General features: G+C 35.0%; 13 protein-coding genes. 12 read left to right on the plus strand and 1 reads right to left on the minus strand.

Annotation, left to right across the window (positions count from 1 at the left end):
- Positions 1-6: 6 nt before the first annotated feature.
- Positions 7-1206, minus strand: a complete 1200-nt coding sequence (locus CZ490_RS21845; RefSeq protein ID WP_077620840.1) for an ROK family protein — start codon at positions 1204-1206, stop codon at positions 7-9.
- A 377-nt stretch (positions 1207-1583) separates the two neighbouring features.
- On the opposite strand from CZ490_RS21845, the gene CZ490_RS21850 reads away from it, so the two are divergent.
- The 12 genes from CZ490_RS21850 (at position 1584) to CZ490_RS21905 (ending at position 16174) form a co-directional block, all read left to right on the plus strand.
- Positions 1584-2441 (plus strand): AraC family transcriptional regulator, encoded by an 858-nt coding sequence (locus CZ490_RS21850; RefSeq protein ID WP_159440006.1) that lies wholly within the window; start codon positions 1584-1586, stop codon positions 2439-2441.
- A gap of 8 nt (positions 2442-2449) precedes the next feature.
- Complete coding sequence (locus tag CZ490_RS21855) at positions 2450-3610, plus strand: Gfo/Idh/MocA family protein (RefSeq protein WP_077620842.1); 1161 nt, start codon at positions 2450-2452, stop codon at positions 3608-3610.
- Between the two features lie 80 nt (positions 3611-3690).
- Entirely contained in the window at positions 3691-4701 is a 1011-nt protein-coding gene (locus CZ490_RS21860; RefSeq protein ID WP_077620843.1) for a Gfo/Idh/MocA family protein, read from the plus strand.
- Positions 4698-5558: a sugar phosphate isomerase/epimerase family protein gene (locus tag CZ490_RS21865; protein ID WP_077620844.1), complete on the plus strand. Its 861-nt coding sequence runs from the start codon at positions 4698-4700 to the stop codon at positions 5556-5558. Before CZ490_RS21860 ends, CZ490_RS21865 begins: the two co-directional genes overlap by 4 nt.
- Positions 5559-5689: 131 nt before the next feature.
- The gene (locus CZ490_RS21870) at positions 5690-6763 is read left to right on the plus strand and encodes a Gfo/Idh/MocA family protein (RefSeq protein ID WP_077620845.1); all 1074 of its coding nucleotides are present in this window, start codon (positions 5690-5692) and stop codon (positions 6761-6763) included.
- Between the two features lie 235 nt (positions 6764-6998).
- Positions 6999-7976 carry an ABC transporter permease gene (locus CZ490_RS21875; RefSeq protein WP_407639796.1) on the plus strand — a complete coding sequence of 326 codons (978 nt, stop codon included), beginning with the start codon at positions 6999-7001 and terminating at the stop codon, positions 7974-7976.
- A gap of 14 nt (positions 7977-7990) precedes the next feature.
- Positions 7991-8866 carry a carbohydrate ABC transporter permease gene (locus CZ490_RS21880; protein ID WP_077620846.1) on the plus strand — a complete coding sequence of 292 codons (876 nt, stop codon included), beginning with the start codon at positions 7991-7993 and terminating at the stop codon, positions 8864-8866.
- Between the two features lie 50 nt (positions 8867-8916).
- Positions 8917-10500 carry an extracellular solute-binding protein gene (locus CZ490_RS21885; protein ID WP_234987279.1) on the plus strand — a complete coding sequence of 528 codons (1584 nt, stop codon included), beginning with the start codon at positions 8917-8919 and terminating at the stop codon, positions 10498-10500.
- Between the two features lie 186 nt (positions 10501-10686).
- A complete protein-coding gene (locus tag CZ490_RS21890) occupies positions 10687-11709 on the plus strand; it encodes a response regulator transcription factor (protein WP_268762202.1) in 1023 nt (340 codons plus the stop codon).
- Positions 11709-13511: a sensor histidine kinase gene (locus CZ490_RS21895; protein ID WP_077620848.1), complete on the plus strand. Its 1803-nt coding sequence runs from the start codon at positions 11709-11711 to the stop codon at positions 13509-13511. Before CZ490_RS21890 ends, CZ490_RS21895 begins: the two co-directional genes overlap by 1 nt.
- A 16-nt stretch (positions 13512-13527) precedes the next feature.
- Complete coding sequence (locus tag CZ490_RS21900; RefSeq protein ID WP_077620849.1) at positions 13528-14157, plus strand: YesL family protein; 630 nt, start codon at positions 13528-13530, stop codon at positions 14155-14157.
- 547 nt (positions 14158-14704) lie between these two features.
- Positions 14705-16174: an MFS transporter gene (locus CZ490_RS21905; RefSeq protein WP_077620850.1), complete on the plus strand. Its 1470-nt coding sequence runs from the start codon at positions 14705-14707 to the stop codon at positions 16172-16174.
- Positions 16175-16200 lie beyond the last annotated feature (26 nt).

Below are 16200 nucleotides of genomic sequence, written 5' to 3' on the forward strand. Positions count from 1 at the left end.
TTCCAATTAGACAGGGCTTTTTTCCGTATGCGTTTCTGTTCTTTCAGGTAATGTTAATCGGATTTCTTGAACGTCTAAGAAATGTTGTATTCCAAGTGCACAAGCTCCGAGAACACAAGAACGATTACCAAGGTCAGAGAGTACTAGTTCTCCATATTCACCAACAGATGAAATTAGGAGTCCTTTTAATTTCTCAACTGCTTCAGGGTAGATTTTTAATAATTGGCTGTTCATCACAATTGTTTCAGGATTATATAGATTAATAATATTGTTAAGGCCAATCGAAATATATCGTAAATATTGGTCAAAATAGCTTTTTACAATTACATGGCCATCTTCTAAGAAAGTTTGTATATCAGCTATAGTTAGATTGGTTAGCTGGAGTTCGTCTTCTAATTTTCTTAATAATTTTGGCTCAGATGCATATAGTTCCCAGCACCCGTGATTCCCACATCTACAAGCTTCTCCATCTGGATAAATGATCATATGGCCCATTTCGCCAGAGTAACCGTGATAACCCTTGTGCAAATCTCCATCGATAATCATCCCTGATCCAATACCTGATGTTAAGATGACAGTAAGCAAGTTATTGCTAAGATGATGCTTATAAACCTTTTCAGCGTATGCAGATAAATTAGCATTGTTTTCTATGAATAGAGGTATTCTTATCTCTTTCTGTAGATCCTCTTTAATATTTTTTTGAATCCATTTGTATCTTGGATTAAAACGTATACTTTCATCTAGTTTATTTACTGTGCCATGGATACCAATTACGGCATTTACGAGACCATAGGGGCTGTCTGAAAACTCTAGCTGATATTCTTTAATTTTCTTAATGATAATCTGAACAATGGTATCATAATCATCCGTATCTAGTTTTTGTTCCGTTTCAAAAACGGCATTTCCATTGAGATTAGAGATTGTGTACGTAATAGATTTATAATCTAAATCTATCCCTAACACGTATCCTGCATCTTTATTAATAGAGAGCATAATTGGTCTTCGACCTATTGAATATTGCTCTAATTGTGTCTCACAAATTAATTCCTCCTGCAAGAGATCTGCGACTTGTACAGAAACTGTTGCTTTATTTAATCCTGTAATCTTTGATAAATCTGCCCGTGATATTAAACCGTATTCTATTATTTTTTGTACTATTAAACTACGATTTATTTTTTTGATATATGAACTGTCCCCAGTGACCATTTTATTTTGCTCCTTTATGTCAATTACGATTGTTTATCGCAATCAAAAATGTCAAAATTTATTGAAAAGGCTTACATTAAATTAGTTGGTTTAGTAGATAATCTAATTATAACAGATATTGAAACTTAGATATACGAAATTAACAATTTTATGATGAAATTATAACTGTTTTTTGCAAAAAGGGGAGGGTTCTAAGAATCATCGTAACAAACGTTGAACTTATTAACTTATACAAATAAGAAAATTTCACCATAATGTCAAACTCAAAGCAGTTTCAGTCAATTTTCGAAGAAAATTAAGTGCTTTCAGTCAAATAATTTCACTTTTATTATGATAAGATAAGTTTAACATCAAGATTGATTGAAAGGATGGTAGTTGTGAAACATCCCATTTTGCCAATATACCGATTAAGCGGTAGGCAAGAATTTATATTAGACTATCATTCACATCAAGAATATGAAATTTATTTTTTTCATAGTGGAACCTGCCGTTATCTGATAAAAAATCAGATATATGATTTGGAACCCGGTGATATCCTCTTGATGGATGGAAAAACGTTACACAAACCCATTGTTTCTCCGGAAAAAGAGTATATCCGAAGTACAGTTCACTTCTCTCCGCATTGGATTGAAACCGTTTTAAGAGAGTTGAATGCGGGTTACTTATTAGACGTATTTCGGAAATTACAGCACTGTTTGATTCGGACAAATGAAAACCAACAATCGAAGAAATTGGAGGAATTAATTTGTCGGCTTGATGAATTATATAGAATGTCAGATAAGAATCAAGTAGCTGCTACAGAAGTTGAAATGAAGGTTATCATGATCCAGATCTTGATACTAATTGATAAGATGGGACGAGCAAACTCGTATAAAAAACCTGATACAAAAGATGATAAGACGGATTATGTCGAGAATATCGTCACCTTTGTTCAGGAACATTATATGGAGAAACTTACAATTGATTCAATTGCAAAGTCGCTTAATTTAAGCAAATCCTATCTTTCACATCTATTTAAAGAAATAACTGGGTTTACAGTGATGGAATATTTAATGGCGACACGGTTAACACAAGCAAAATATATGCTTGCTCTGGAACCGGATAAACCTTTAAAGGATGTATCCTTTGATTGTGGTTTTGAAAGCGCCTCACACTTCAGTCGTTATTTCAAAAGTAAAGTTGGGATGACCCCAAAGGATTATCGCAAATTACAAATAAAAGAAGAAGGGGAGTAAGAAAAAATATGAAAAAAGTAAGACTAGGTATTGTAGGTTTAGGCGCACAAGGTGGAGCTTATGCTGGATTTATCGCAGAGGGAAAAGTACCGAATATGGAAATCGGAGCAATTTGTGATATCGATCCTGCCAAAAAGGCTGAAGCTGCAGAAAAATATCCGAATGTACCATTTTATGAGAATTATATCGAGATGATGGAAAGCGGAGATGTGGATGCAATTGTAACAACAGTACCACACTATCTACACCCTGAAATGACAATTGAAGCACTAAAAAGAGATATTCATGCATTAGCTGAAAAGCCAGCAGGTGTTTATACAAAACAAGTAAAAGAAATGAACGAATTTGCTGCTTCTAAGCCAGAATTAACATTCGCAATCATGTTCAACCAAAGAACAAATGAACTTTACAAAAAGGTAAAAGAAATTATTGATAATGGTGAAATCGGTGAAATCCGTCGTACAAACTGGATTATTACAACTTGGTGGAGACCACAAGGTTATTACGATCAAAGTGCATGGAGAGCAACATGGGAAGGTGAAGGCGGAGGTGTTTTAGTTAACCAAGCTCCACACCAATTAGACCTTCTTCAATGGATTTGTGGAATGCCGAAAAAGGTGTATTCAAACGTTAAGTATGGTTACCAACGAAATATTGCAGTTGAAGACGAAGTTACTGCTATGTTTGATTACGGTAATGGAGCTACTGGTGTTTTTGTTACATGTACACATGATATTGTAGGTACAGACCGTTTTGAAATCCTTGGAGATAAAGGAAAAATCGTTGTTGATGACAGTAAGAAAGTTACGATTAAACGCTTAACAAGATCGGAAAAAGAAATGAGCGACAGCATGAGCATGCAAGACGTCATGAAAATTTTCATGGGACAATCTGATGATAAAGTTTTCACTGAAGAAGTAATCGAGTTTGAAAGCGTATGGGGTGCTCAACACTCTTCTGTATTAGAAAACTTTGCAGCCAACATCTTGGACGGAACTCCTCTAATTGCTCCAGGAAGCGACGGAATCAACGGTGTTCAACTAGCAAATGCAATTCACTTATCAAGCTTCCTTGGTAAAGAAGTCGAAATTCCAGTAGATGAAGAAGTTTATTTAGCAGAGTTAAATAAGCGCATCGAAGAAGAAAAAAAGAATCCAATTCAAAAATAACTAAAAGAAGTAACTAGAAACCGCGATACCAGGTTTCTAGTTATTCATCTTCACTCGTAGATAGAGGAGGAAGGAACACTATGCTTAAAGTAGCTGTTGTCGGCTTAGGTGATATTTCGAAAATTCATATCCCCTCCATACAAAATAGTTCAAAAGCAGAATTAGTTGCTGTATGCGATACAAATGAAGAACTCCGCAGTACGGTAGAAAATGTAAACTTTTATACAGATCTTGATGAGATGCTAGAAAAAGAAAGTTTAGACTGTGTTCATATTTGTTTGCCACACTATGCCCATTACTCCGCAACAAAGGCATGTGTGGAAAAGGGCGTAAATGTCTTTTTAGAAAAACCACTAGCTAGAAGTGCAGAGGAAGGGATGTTCGTCGTTGATTTAGCAGAACAGCACCCAGATGTTAAGGTATGTGTGAGTCTGCAAAATCGCTTAAACGAAACCTTCATTAAGTTAAAAGAAATTGTGGATAGCGGTGAATTAGGAAAGGTTACCGGAATTAAAGGTCTTGTTACATGGTTCCGACCAAAATCCTATTATGACGTTAAACCTTGGCGTGGCAAAATGAAGCTTGCTGGCGGTGGTGTCATGATAAACCAATCCATTCATACGCTGGATTTGATGCAACTCATTGGTGGAGAAATTGAAACAATTCGTGGATCAATTGATCAGTTACTTGATTACGGATATGAAGTAGAAGATACAGCAGTAGCTAACATCAAATTTAAGAATGGTGCAACTGGATTGTTTTTTGCAACAACAACATATGCAACGAATTCTTCTGTAGAGTTTCAAGTAATCCTTGAAAAAGGGAAACTAACGATTAAGGATAGTGTCCTTACGATTACAAATAGTGACGGTGTGAAAGAAAGATTAGTAGAGGATTCTAAGCTTCCAGGAAGCAAGTTCTACTATGGTGCAAGTCATGATACATTAATCAATCATTTTTATGATGCAATTATTAATGACACCGATGATTATATCCATGTTCAAGATGCCCAAAAGTCGATGGAAATGATTAGTGCAATTAGAAGATCTTCAGAAGTTAAAATTCCAATCAAAATGGAGGTATACAAATGACAAAAGGTAAAATTGGCGTTCAAATGATGATGCTTAAGCAAAAAGTAGAAGAACTTGGTGTTTATGAAACCATGAAAAAGATTCATGAACTTGGATTTGGTGCTGTAGAGGTTTCACAAATTCCTATGACTGAAGAAAATGTAGCAGAGTTAAAAAGAGCAAGCCAAGAATTTAATATAAAAATCGCAGCATTATCCGCAGGGTTAGAGCCAATGTTTGAAGGTGCTCCAGGCGAGGCGTTATCAACTCATTTTGAAAAAATTGTAAATGACTGTAAAACACTAGACTGTAATTTTGTCCGTATTGGTATGCTTCCATTTACAGTTATGGGTGATAAAGAAAAAATTATGAGCTTCATTGATAGAGCTGAAAAAATGGCACACCGTTTAGCTGAGCATGGAATTGAGTTATATTATCATACTCACCATGTTGAATTTGAAAAATATGATGGTGTTTATTTATTAGATCTTATTAAACAAAACACAACTAAACTAGGCTTTGAATTGGATGTTCACTGGATTCAACGTGCTGGAGAAAATCCTGTGAAAATTATTCAAGAATACAAAGATCGTATTTCATTACTTCACTTAAAAGATTACCGTGTTAGTAAGTTTGAATTCAATCCAGATGACATGAAGGATATGGCTGGATTCATGAACAAGTTCTCAAACATTATTCAATTCGCAGAACTTGGTGAAGGAAACATGGATATTGGATCTATGATTGAAGCAGGTAAGGAAAGTGGCGTTCAATATTTCTTAATCGAACAAGATGACACATACGGTCGTGACCCATTCGAATGTCTTGAAGTCTCAGCTAACCATTTAAGAAAAATTGGATATGCTGACTGGTTTTAATAAGAAAAGCGCAATGCGCCTGAGCTAGACATAGAAAACTAAGTAAAATGTATAAGCAAGCACCTGGTGATGATCAATTTTCAGGTGCTCTTGCATTTTCTTCTACATTAAATAACAGGAGTGATAGATCAATGAGTAAAGATGGAATGAATTATGCCCCAAAAGGGAAACCCAATCCGGTTGTTAAAGAAGGAGAGTTTCCAATTGCAGCAGTAGCCCTTGATCATGGGCATATTAATGGTATGTGTAACGGATTAGTGGAATCAGGTGCAACATTGAAGTGGGTCTATGATCCGGACCCTGAAAAGGTAGAAAAATTTGTTGAAGCATTCCCTGGAGTACAAGTTGCTGAATCATTAGAGCAGGTTTTAGAGGATAAAGAAATTAAATTAGTTGCAGCAGCAGCTATTCCGAATAAACGTAGTGAACTAGGAATTAAGGTAATGGAGGCAGGTAAGGATTACTTTACTGATAAAACTCCATTCACCACTTTAGCACAATTAGAGGAAACGAAGAAAGTTGTAGAACGCACTGGCCAGAAATACATGGTTTACTTCAGTGAAAGACTTCATGTTGAGGCAGCAGTCTTCGCGGGAGATCTAATCAAACAAGGTGCAATAGGTAGAGTTATTCAAGTAACAGGCTTTGGTCCACACCGCCTAAATGCCGACAGTCGTCCTGATTGGTTCTTTAATAAAGAACAATATGGGGGCATTTTATGTGATATCGGAAGCCACCAAATCGAACAGTTTTTATATTACACAGGTAATGAGGATGCAACTGTTCTTCATAGTAAAGTGGGGAATTACAATAACCCAGAGTATCCAGAATTAGAGGACTATGGTGATGCAACACTAGTTGGTGAAAATGGCGCTACTTTCATTTTTAAGGTGGATTGGTTTACTCCTGATGGTCTTGGTACTTGGGGCGATGGCCGTACATTTATTACAGGAACTGAAGGTACGATTGAATTAAGAAAGTATATCGATGTTGCTAAAAGTGAGTCAGGTGATCATCTTTTCTTAGTTAATAAAGAAGGTGAAAAACATTATGAGTTACGTGGAGAAGTTGGATTCCCATTCTTCGGACAACTCATTTTAGATTGTATTAACCGTACTGAAAATGCTATGACACAAAAACATGCTTTTAAAGCAGCTGAGTTATGCTTGAAAGCACAGGAGCAGGCAATTGTTGTAAGCAAATAATTAATTAAAAACTGGTCAACCTATAGGGTTTGACCAGTTTTTAATTGCTTAGATACATTGAAATAGAAGGACCTAGTTTAATTTCGTAAAAAACAACAATAGGCCTAAAATTCAGACAAACAATAATCGAGATGTAGATGATATCATTCAATCACACCTTTTGAAAGCGGTTACCAAATTGATTTATTAAGAATTTGAGCGCAATTGAGAATTAGTTGAAAGGAGACTTGAATGAGTGAAAAATTCAGAAACAGTAATAGATAACAATCATACATCAAAGATAAAAAAAGAGTCGAAGCTTTCAAATGAGATACAATCCACTATCGCCCATCTAAGAAAATACCAGATGTTGTATTACATAGCCATTCCGGGAATCTTATATTTTATTATTTTTAAATATATCCCTTTAATGGGATCTGTTATCGCATTTAAAGATTATAACATTTTCAAAGGTGTATTTGATAGCCCATGGGCGGGTCTAAAGCACTTTGAAGCATTATTTGTGAACCCAGATGCATTGAGAATCCTAAAAAATACACTCTTATTAAGTTTTTACGATATTTTGGTATTTCCAGCACCGCTTATCCTAGCATTGATGTTGAATGAGTTGCGCCTGGCGATATACAAGAGAATTGTTCAAACCGTTATATACATGCCACATTTTCTATCTTGGGTCATTATTAGTGGGATTTTTATCGGAATCTTGTCTCCATCTACAGGAATTGTTAATCAATTTATTCAATGGCTAGGTGGAGAGCCCATTTATTTCTTAGGCTCTGAACATTTTATCCGACCAATCTTAATTATTGCTCACTTATGGCAAAGCGTTGGTTGGGGAACGATTATCTACCTAGCAGCGTTAACGGCTGTAAACCCAGAATTATATGAGGCAGCAAAAGTTGATGGTGCTAACCGCTGGAAGCAAACTATCCACATCACGATACCTGCTATTCTACCAACTTTCTGTGTGCTCTTTTTATTACAAATCGGTAATTTCCTAGACTTTGGTTTTGAAAGGGTTTATGTTTTCCTGAACCCATTAAATACAGTAAATGGTGAGGTACTTGATACTTATATTTACAAAGTGGGATTACAACAAGCGCAGTATAGCTTTACAACCGCTATTGGTATCTTGAAATCAGTAGTTGGGTTATTTTTACTTCTGATTGCTAACTTCCTTAGTAAAAGATTTACAGGGAACAGTTTATTCTAAGAAAGGGGATATATATGAAGCAACAGCGAAGCTTGGGTGGAAGTATATTTACTAGTTTTAATATTTTATTTATCACATTACTATCGTTAAGTATGTTGCTCCCATTTCTCCATATCATTGCAAAATCATTCAGTTCAGTCGAAGCAATAACAAATGGAAAAGTATTATTCTGGCCAGTTGAGTTTACCTTGAACAACTTTCAATATGTCATGCAAGACAATTCAATTTGGCGAGCGTTTGGGATTTCTGTTCTCATTACAGTTGGTGGAACATTATTAAACCTGATTGCAACAGCAACGTTAGCCTATCCCACATCAAGACCAGAATTTAAAGGGAAAAAGTTAATCTTATTAATGGTATTATTCACAATGATATTTTCCGTCCCTCTAATTCCTTCGTTCTTAGTGATAAAGAACTTGCAAATGATTGATACTTTATGGGCGCTAGTCATACCCGGATTAATAAGTGCATTTAACTTTTTTATCATGAGATCCTTTTTTATGAATATCCCGAGCACACTAATTGATGCTGCTAGGGTTGATGGGCTTGGAGAACTAGGGATTTTATTTAAAATAATTTTACCATTATCTAAACCTGCATTAGCAACACTAGGAATTTTCTATGGGGTTGGTCATTGGAATAGTTATCAAACTGCCATTTACTTTATCAATGACCCTACATTGTACCCACTTCAAGTAAAGTTACGAAATATGATTATTTCTGATGAGATGGTTGACACAGAAGCTACTCTAACATCAATGGCATTAAGCTCTCCTGAGGGTATTCAGATGGCAACGATTATATTTGCAACCTTACCAATTCTACTTGTATATCCTTTCCTACAAAAGTATTTTGTAAAGGGTTCCATGCTAGGGTCGGTTAAAGAGTAACTATAGTTTTATATTCATATTAACAAAAAAAGATTAGGGGGAAAGTAGTTATGAAGTTGAAGAAACGCAGGAATATGCTTTTGACATCCATCTTAGCTGCAACATTATTTATTACTGGTTGTAGTTCAGGAGAAACATCAAATTCAGAAAACAAGGAGAACAAAGGAAACAATGAGTCTCAGGAGAAAACAGAAATCTCCATCTCCTTACGTACACTTGCATTACCGTATATCGAAAACTCTCCAAATATTAACGAAGATGAACTTGTTAAAAAGCTAGAAGAATTAACAAATACGGACCTTGATATTCGTTTAATGGACCATAATGATTATCGAACAAAAATGGACCTTATGTTTGCATCTGGTAATATACCCGATGTTGTACAAGGGATGAACAACTACTACTCTTCTGGACAATCACTTGAACAAGCGGTTGAAGCAGGTGTTTTCATGCCGCTGGATGAATTGATTGAAGAACATGGTCCAAACTTAAAGAAATTTATCCCTGAAGAAGTTTGGGAAACACATCGTTATAAAGACGGAAAAATCTATGCAATCCCACAAATATTGTCTAATCCAGCACGAAGAGCAACATTCATTCGAAAAGATTTATTAGACAAAGCTGGTTTAGAAATTCCTAAAACAGCAGAGGAAACACTGGAGGTATTACGTGCATTTAAAGAGATGGGAGTCGAACAGCCATATGTAGCACGAAAAGGCTTAAGCTATTCGGATACATTCTTTGGTTCCTTTGATGTTCAACCTGTGTTTGAATTAAATGAATCAGGAGATCCAGTTCCGAAGTATCTTGATGTAGAAAATATGACAAAAGCTCTTGATTTCTATAAAACTATGTATGATGAAGGCTTAATCGATCGAGAGTTTTTAACTCAAGAATCAAGCCAATATAAAGACATCATTCAATCAGGTAAGGGTGGTATGTGGTCAGCAAATGCCAATGTCCTTAATTCTTGGGAACAAATTTTGCAAAAAAGTGTACCTGATGCAGATATTGCAATCATTCCATCACCAGTTGGCCCAGATGGTAAAGGTGGATATGTTCTGTACAGTAATACACTTAGAACCTTCTTGATTAATTCAGAAGCAAAGAATCCCGAAAAGATTATTCAGTTCTTTGATTGGATGGTATCAGAAGAAGCCGAAGAATTCTTTACGTATGGTATTGAAGGTACGGATTATACGAAAGAGGCTGGGAAAATCAATTATAATGATCCAGAATCACAGGATGGAGTTAACAGGGAGGCATTCCGTACAGGCTGGTTATGGTTAATCGGTGATGCAACTTATACAAAAGGATTATTGGAGTTGACTCCTGAAGGAAAAGAATTATTGAGTATTTATGATGATATTCTTATGAAAGAAGGAAGAGGGCGGATTGTGTTTGAACCACCATTGCAAACCTTAACCAATCAACCTGCATTACAAGATAACAATATCGATGGTCCAAATGATTTTATGATGGAACATATTGCAAAAATGATAACAGGTGCAGAGCCAATCTCTAATTGGGAAAAAGTATTGGAAGAGTGGAAGAGCAAAGGCGGAGAGAAATTACTAGAAGATGCCAAGGCCCAATACGAACAAGGCTTGTATCAAGAAGCAAAAGACCGGTAACGTATTATGACATGAAAGCCAGCCTTTATTTTAAAAGGGCTGGCTTTTATACGTAACCTAAATAAAATGCAAGAATATTTGTAAAAATAGTATTTTTAAGCTATCAAAAATGCGTTAAAATAAAATATATTAGTATATCAACAACATGGGTAGGGGGGAGAAACAATTATTATCTCGATTTTAGTTATTGATGACGAACCGATAGTTCGAAAAGGTATCAGTTATATTTTGCGGCATATTGAAGTAGACGATGTACAGTTTGAAATCGTTGAGGCAGATGGTAGTGCGGTTGCTGAAAAGCTGTTAAATGAACAAGAGTTTGACATTGTATTTACTGATATTCGAATGCCAGGGATGGATGGTTTAACACTAATTGATATATGGAGAACAAGGCTCAGTCAGACCCAATGGGTCGTTCTCTCAGGATATGATGACTTCTCCTACGCCCAAAAAGCTATAACTCTAGGTGTAATGGATTATCTATTAAAACCAGTATCGAAAAAAAGTGCACGTCGAACACTAGAAAGACTCTTAGAAAATCATAAAAAACAAACAAACAATTTCATTAGTCTGAATGAACTAAATGAATATCTACAGAAACTTGAAGGAGCAATATGGACACTTGACGTAGATTCTATGAAATCAATCATTTCTTCTATGTGTGACACGTTTAGAACGAAAGAAATCGAAATTAGTTATCTACAAAATACCTTAAATAATTTATACTTCAACCTTGTTCAGCGAATTAATGATCGGGGCAGTGTTTTTATAGATGCCAAGGATTCTTCTGTAAATGGGAAGAATAAGGAATCGAGTATTGAAAGCTTTCAGGAACAATGTATTATTCTAATTGAGCAAATTCGTACACAGCGTAAGGGTCAATTCCTAGATCCAATTGAATATGCGAAAGAGTATATAACAGATAATCTCAATCATAAAATATCTCTTGAAAATGTAGCCAACCGATTAGGACTTAGCCCATCCTATTTTAGCCATCTTTTCAAAAAAGAGACAGGAACAAGCTTTGTCGAGTTTCGCAAAAGATTGTTAATGGAAAAGGCAATGAAGCTAATGGAAAATGGCAGTTTAAAAATAACGGAAGTTGCAAATAGTTTAGGTTATGAAGACCTTCCACATTTTACAAGAACATTTAAGAAGTACACGGGATTATCTCCTTCACAATATATTTCAACATTGGAGATAAAATAATGAAATCCCTATATCTTAGATTGAATTTATTTCAACGACTACTACTGTCAATTTCGATTATCACGGTTACTTCATTAGTATTAGTAGTCGTTACAACCTATATAAAAGCTTCAAGTACGATAGAGCAACAAGCCACATTAAATTTCGAACAAATTGTAAATAATGTTTCTTTCCAAATGGATGATTATCTACATAATTATGAGTTGGCTACCCTACCACTTGTAACAAATGATGAGGTTCGCGCGTTTGTAGAGCAAATTCAGAATACTAGTTTTGAAAGATATTTAAATCATTACGAGATCCAGAGTCAAATGTCAGCATTAATTACACAACGTCCTGAGATTGAACAAATATATTTAATGGAAGAAACAGGTCGTTATATCCGGGCCATCGAAAAAAGAGGTGTTTTTCCGAACCGCGAATTTTATCAGGATTTACATGAACGTACTCCGGAGAGCGGGAGAATTATCACCTATCCCCGAGTTGAGAATAATCAATTCGTTATTACATTAGCAAGAAAAATACGTGGAACAAGTACGTATGATACGAAAGGTATATTGGCGGTAGATTTAAATGCATCCAAATTAATTAGGTTATGGAAAAATATTGAAGTATATGAGAACAGTTTCTTTATGATAGTGGATGAAGATGACAAAATCATTTTTCATCCAAACTATGAGAATATCGGAAAAGAAATTAAAAAATCAATAAAGAGTGAATTAGCTCTTACAACGAATGGAAACTTCTATGAGACTTGGAATCATCAAAATACGTTTTTCTATTTTAAAACATCTGAATTTACGGGTTGGAAACTGGTATTAGCTGTACCGAGAACAACATTGTTCGAGCCAATTTCAGTTATTCGAACAACCGTAGCTATTTTTGGTGTGATTGCGTTATGCTTGTCTCTCATATTAGCTCAACATTTTATTCGGAAAATAGTGAACCCAATACGCGTCTTGGAAAGTACAATGAAATATGTAGAGAAAGGCAATTGGAAACTAGCACCTGAACCTGAGGGACATGATGAAATCAGTACTTTAGTTCGTAATTACAATAGAATGGTAAATCGATTATCCACTTTAGTTGATCAGGTCTATAAAGTAGAGCTTGAAAACCAAAAGGGTAAAATACTATTGCAAGAAAGAGAATTAGAGAAACAAAAGGTAGAGCTTCAAGCATTGCAGGCTCAAATTAACCCACATTTTTTATATAATACGTTAGGGACCATCAATTCCTATGCCATCATGAAAGAAGAAGATGAAATTTCTGAGATGACAGAAGCATTAGCGAATATGTTTCGATATTCTCTTCAAAACATTGAAGTTGTTAAAATCGAAAAGGAATTATCCCATATTAAGAGCTTTTTAATTATCCAGCAGCATCGATGGGACAAGCAGATCTCATTAACGATTGATATCGAGCCGCAGTTAATGCAAACAGAAGTCGTAAAATTAAGCCTACAACCACTAGTTGAGAATGCAATAGAACATGGCTTTGATAGAATATCTGAGGACTTTGAGATTACAATTAAAGCGGAAGTAAGTGGAGATGTTTTATATATTTCGGTAATAGATAATGGTATGGGGATAGGTCCTACGAAATTAGAAGAGCTTAGTAAGCGTCTAGAAAACGAGGAGCTCCATCCAAAAGTTGACCAGGGAATTGGATTACTAAATGTCTCCAAGCGAACAAAATTGTTGTTTGGTCATCGCTTTGGAATTGAAATCTTTAGTGAATTAAATAAAGGGACAAATATAAGGTTAGCGGTTCCCTATAAACGTAAAAAAGCGAATATTTGATGGTGGGGGTTTCAGCATGGATACAGACGGAAGAATGGCACCAATATATAGGGGTATGGAATGGATTATGCAATTTGCCTATTTACAGCTCTTATGGACTATGACAACGCTGCTTGGTGGGGTTATTGTTGGAATATTTCCAGCGACCTTAGCGATGTTTGCTGTAGTAAGGAAATGGATTAGGGGCGATTATGAGTTTTCAGTCTTTTCGGTTTTCTGGAAGCAATATAAGCTGGATTTTATGAAAGCTAATGCAGTCGGTTGGATTATGGTATGCATAGGCTTCAGTCTTTATTTTTATTATGATCTTATTACAGGGTTTGATGGATGGCTATATTCAATTGGTCGTGTAGTAATTGTGATGCTCGCGATTATCTATTGTATGACATTGTTGTTCTTATTTCCATTTTTCGCTCATTATAATGTTCCAATGCTTGGTGTGTTGAAAAAATCAATGTTAATCGCTCTTGCTAGTCCAATCCAAGTACTCATTATGGGAGTTTGTATAGGTGTGTTTATCTACGTAATGAAGCTAATCCCTATAATCACTTTCATTCTAAATATTAGTTTACTAGCTTTTGCGCTAATGTGGATTGCAATTCTAAAATTTTCAAAGTTAGATAGAGAAGCGAAAGTAAATATGTAATGTATTATTAAAGTAAAGGGTAATATAAAGTTAAATCTAAGTAGTAGTAATCATTGTATAGAAAAGAGGTATTTACAATTAGTACCTCTTTTATTTAGGGTAGTTTCAAGACTATGTTGTTTATATATTTTTGATTTTAGGTGGACTGAAGTTAGCCGTATTTATAGAAAACCAAATGATAACATTATTTTTCGAAAATTTACAAAAAAACTATTGATAATTAAAACGCTTACATTTATTATAGAAACATAGATAGTTTGACTAGGAAACAAATGAAATAAAAAAGGTTTCCTTAGTAGATTTGTATTTTTGATTCTAATTGGAAGTGAAATGAAAGCGTTTAACCAACGCAAGGAGGATGATTTGCGTAACTCATATTGAATAATTAAATTTTTTGATTATTTAGTTTGTATGTTAGACAAATATGAAATGACAAAACTTCAATTCACATTAAGAACAAATTATAGCAATCTAATTATTTAAAGGGATGTAAATTGGGAGAAATGTTTACTATTTTAATAGGCAGATTTTTAAGGGGGAAGTATTCATGTCAACTGTCCACGAAATTGATTATAACAAAGCTAAAATTTGGCAAATTGGATTCTTTACATTTAATAATACCGCAACAAATTTATATTTATTTTTAATTGGATTTTTATCATATTACGCCGCAGGTATTGCGGGACTAGCTGTTGTGTTAGTAAGTACATTACTTGGGGCCGCAAGATTCTTTGATGGTTTAATTGATCCGACAATTGGATGGATTATTGATAAAACAGAATCTAAATTCGGTAAATTCAGGCCTTTAATGATTATTGGAAACTTTGTAACAATGCTTTCTGTCATCTTAATATTTATCACACATTTATTACCTGAACCTACACGAATTGCGTTCATTATTTTTGCTTTAATCGTGCACAAAATTGGATACTCACTCCAAACATCCGTTACAAAAGCAGCACAAACAGTTTTAACAAATGATCCTAAACAACGACCACTTTATATGATTTTTGATGGCGTTTACAATGCATTGCTTTTTACTGGCGGGCAAATTTATGTGGCAAGTTATTTAATTGCAAAATACAGTGACTTTACACTGCCGCTATTCGTTGAACTTGTAACAACAATTATTATTTTATCAGCCGTTTTAACAACCTTAGCCGTTATCGGAATTTCCTCTAAGGATAGGAAAGAGTATTTTGGTTTAGGTGAAGATACAGTAGAAACAACATCTATTCGTGAATACTGGCAAGTTATTAAAGGAAATCGCCAATTACAATTACTTACAGTTTCTGCTTCGACTGATAAGTTAGCAACATCTTTAATGAGGGAATCAGTTGTTACCGTAATGTTATTTGGTATTTTACTCGGAGATTACGCGTTAAGTGGTACGATTAGTGCAGCGATTTTAATTCCGGGATTATTCGTTACATTCTTTGTAACATGGTTAGCGAGAAAAGCTGGTTTGAGAAAAGCATACTTAATTTCTGCTTACGCAGGTATGTTTGCACTAATCGCATTCTTCCCGTTTTTCTTATTATTAGATGACCCAACTACTGCTATTTCTATGGAGTCAATTGGTTTTGCTGCAATTGTGTTCATGGTGCTTCGTATCGTTTCTCAGTCATTTGGAGGTGCACCTACCACTCTAGTAGTTCCTATGATTGCGGACGTATCGGACTATGAAACCTCTAAATCTGGACGCTATGTAGCAGGTATGTTCGGTACAATCTTCTCATTTATTGATCAATTGGTATCATCACTTGCACCAGTGATCGTCGGACTAGTGGTAGCGTCAATCGGCTTTAAGGATGCATTCCCAACTGTAAACGATGCTTTAACAACACCATTATTTACAGCTACATTAGTCTTAGCTTTTGGAATACCAGCATTATGCTTATTAATTTCAATCATCACAATGCACTTCTATAAACTTGATAGCAAAACAATGCAAGGTGTTCAGCAAAATATCGCAACTGCAAAGTCTAAAGGAAAAGACAATACAATCGCGATGTAAAAATGTAAATAGTAAAAAGGACTGTA

Origin of the sequence: Litchfieldia sinesaloumensis, assembly GCF_900156865.1 — a bacterium.
Taxonomy (GTDB): domain Bacteria; phylum Bacillota; class Bacilli; order Bacillales; family Bacillaceae_L; genus Ferdinandcohnia; species Ferdinandcohnia sinesaloumensis.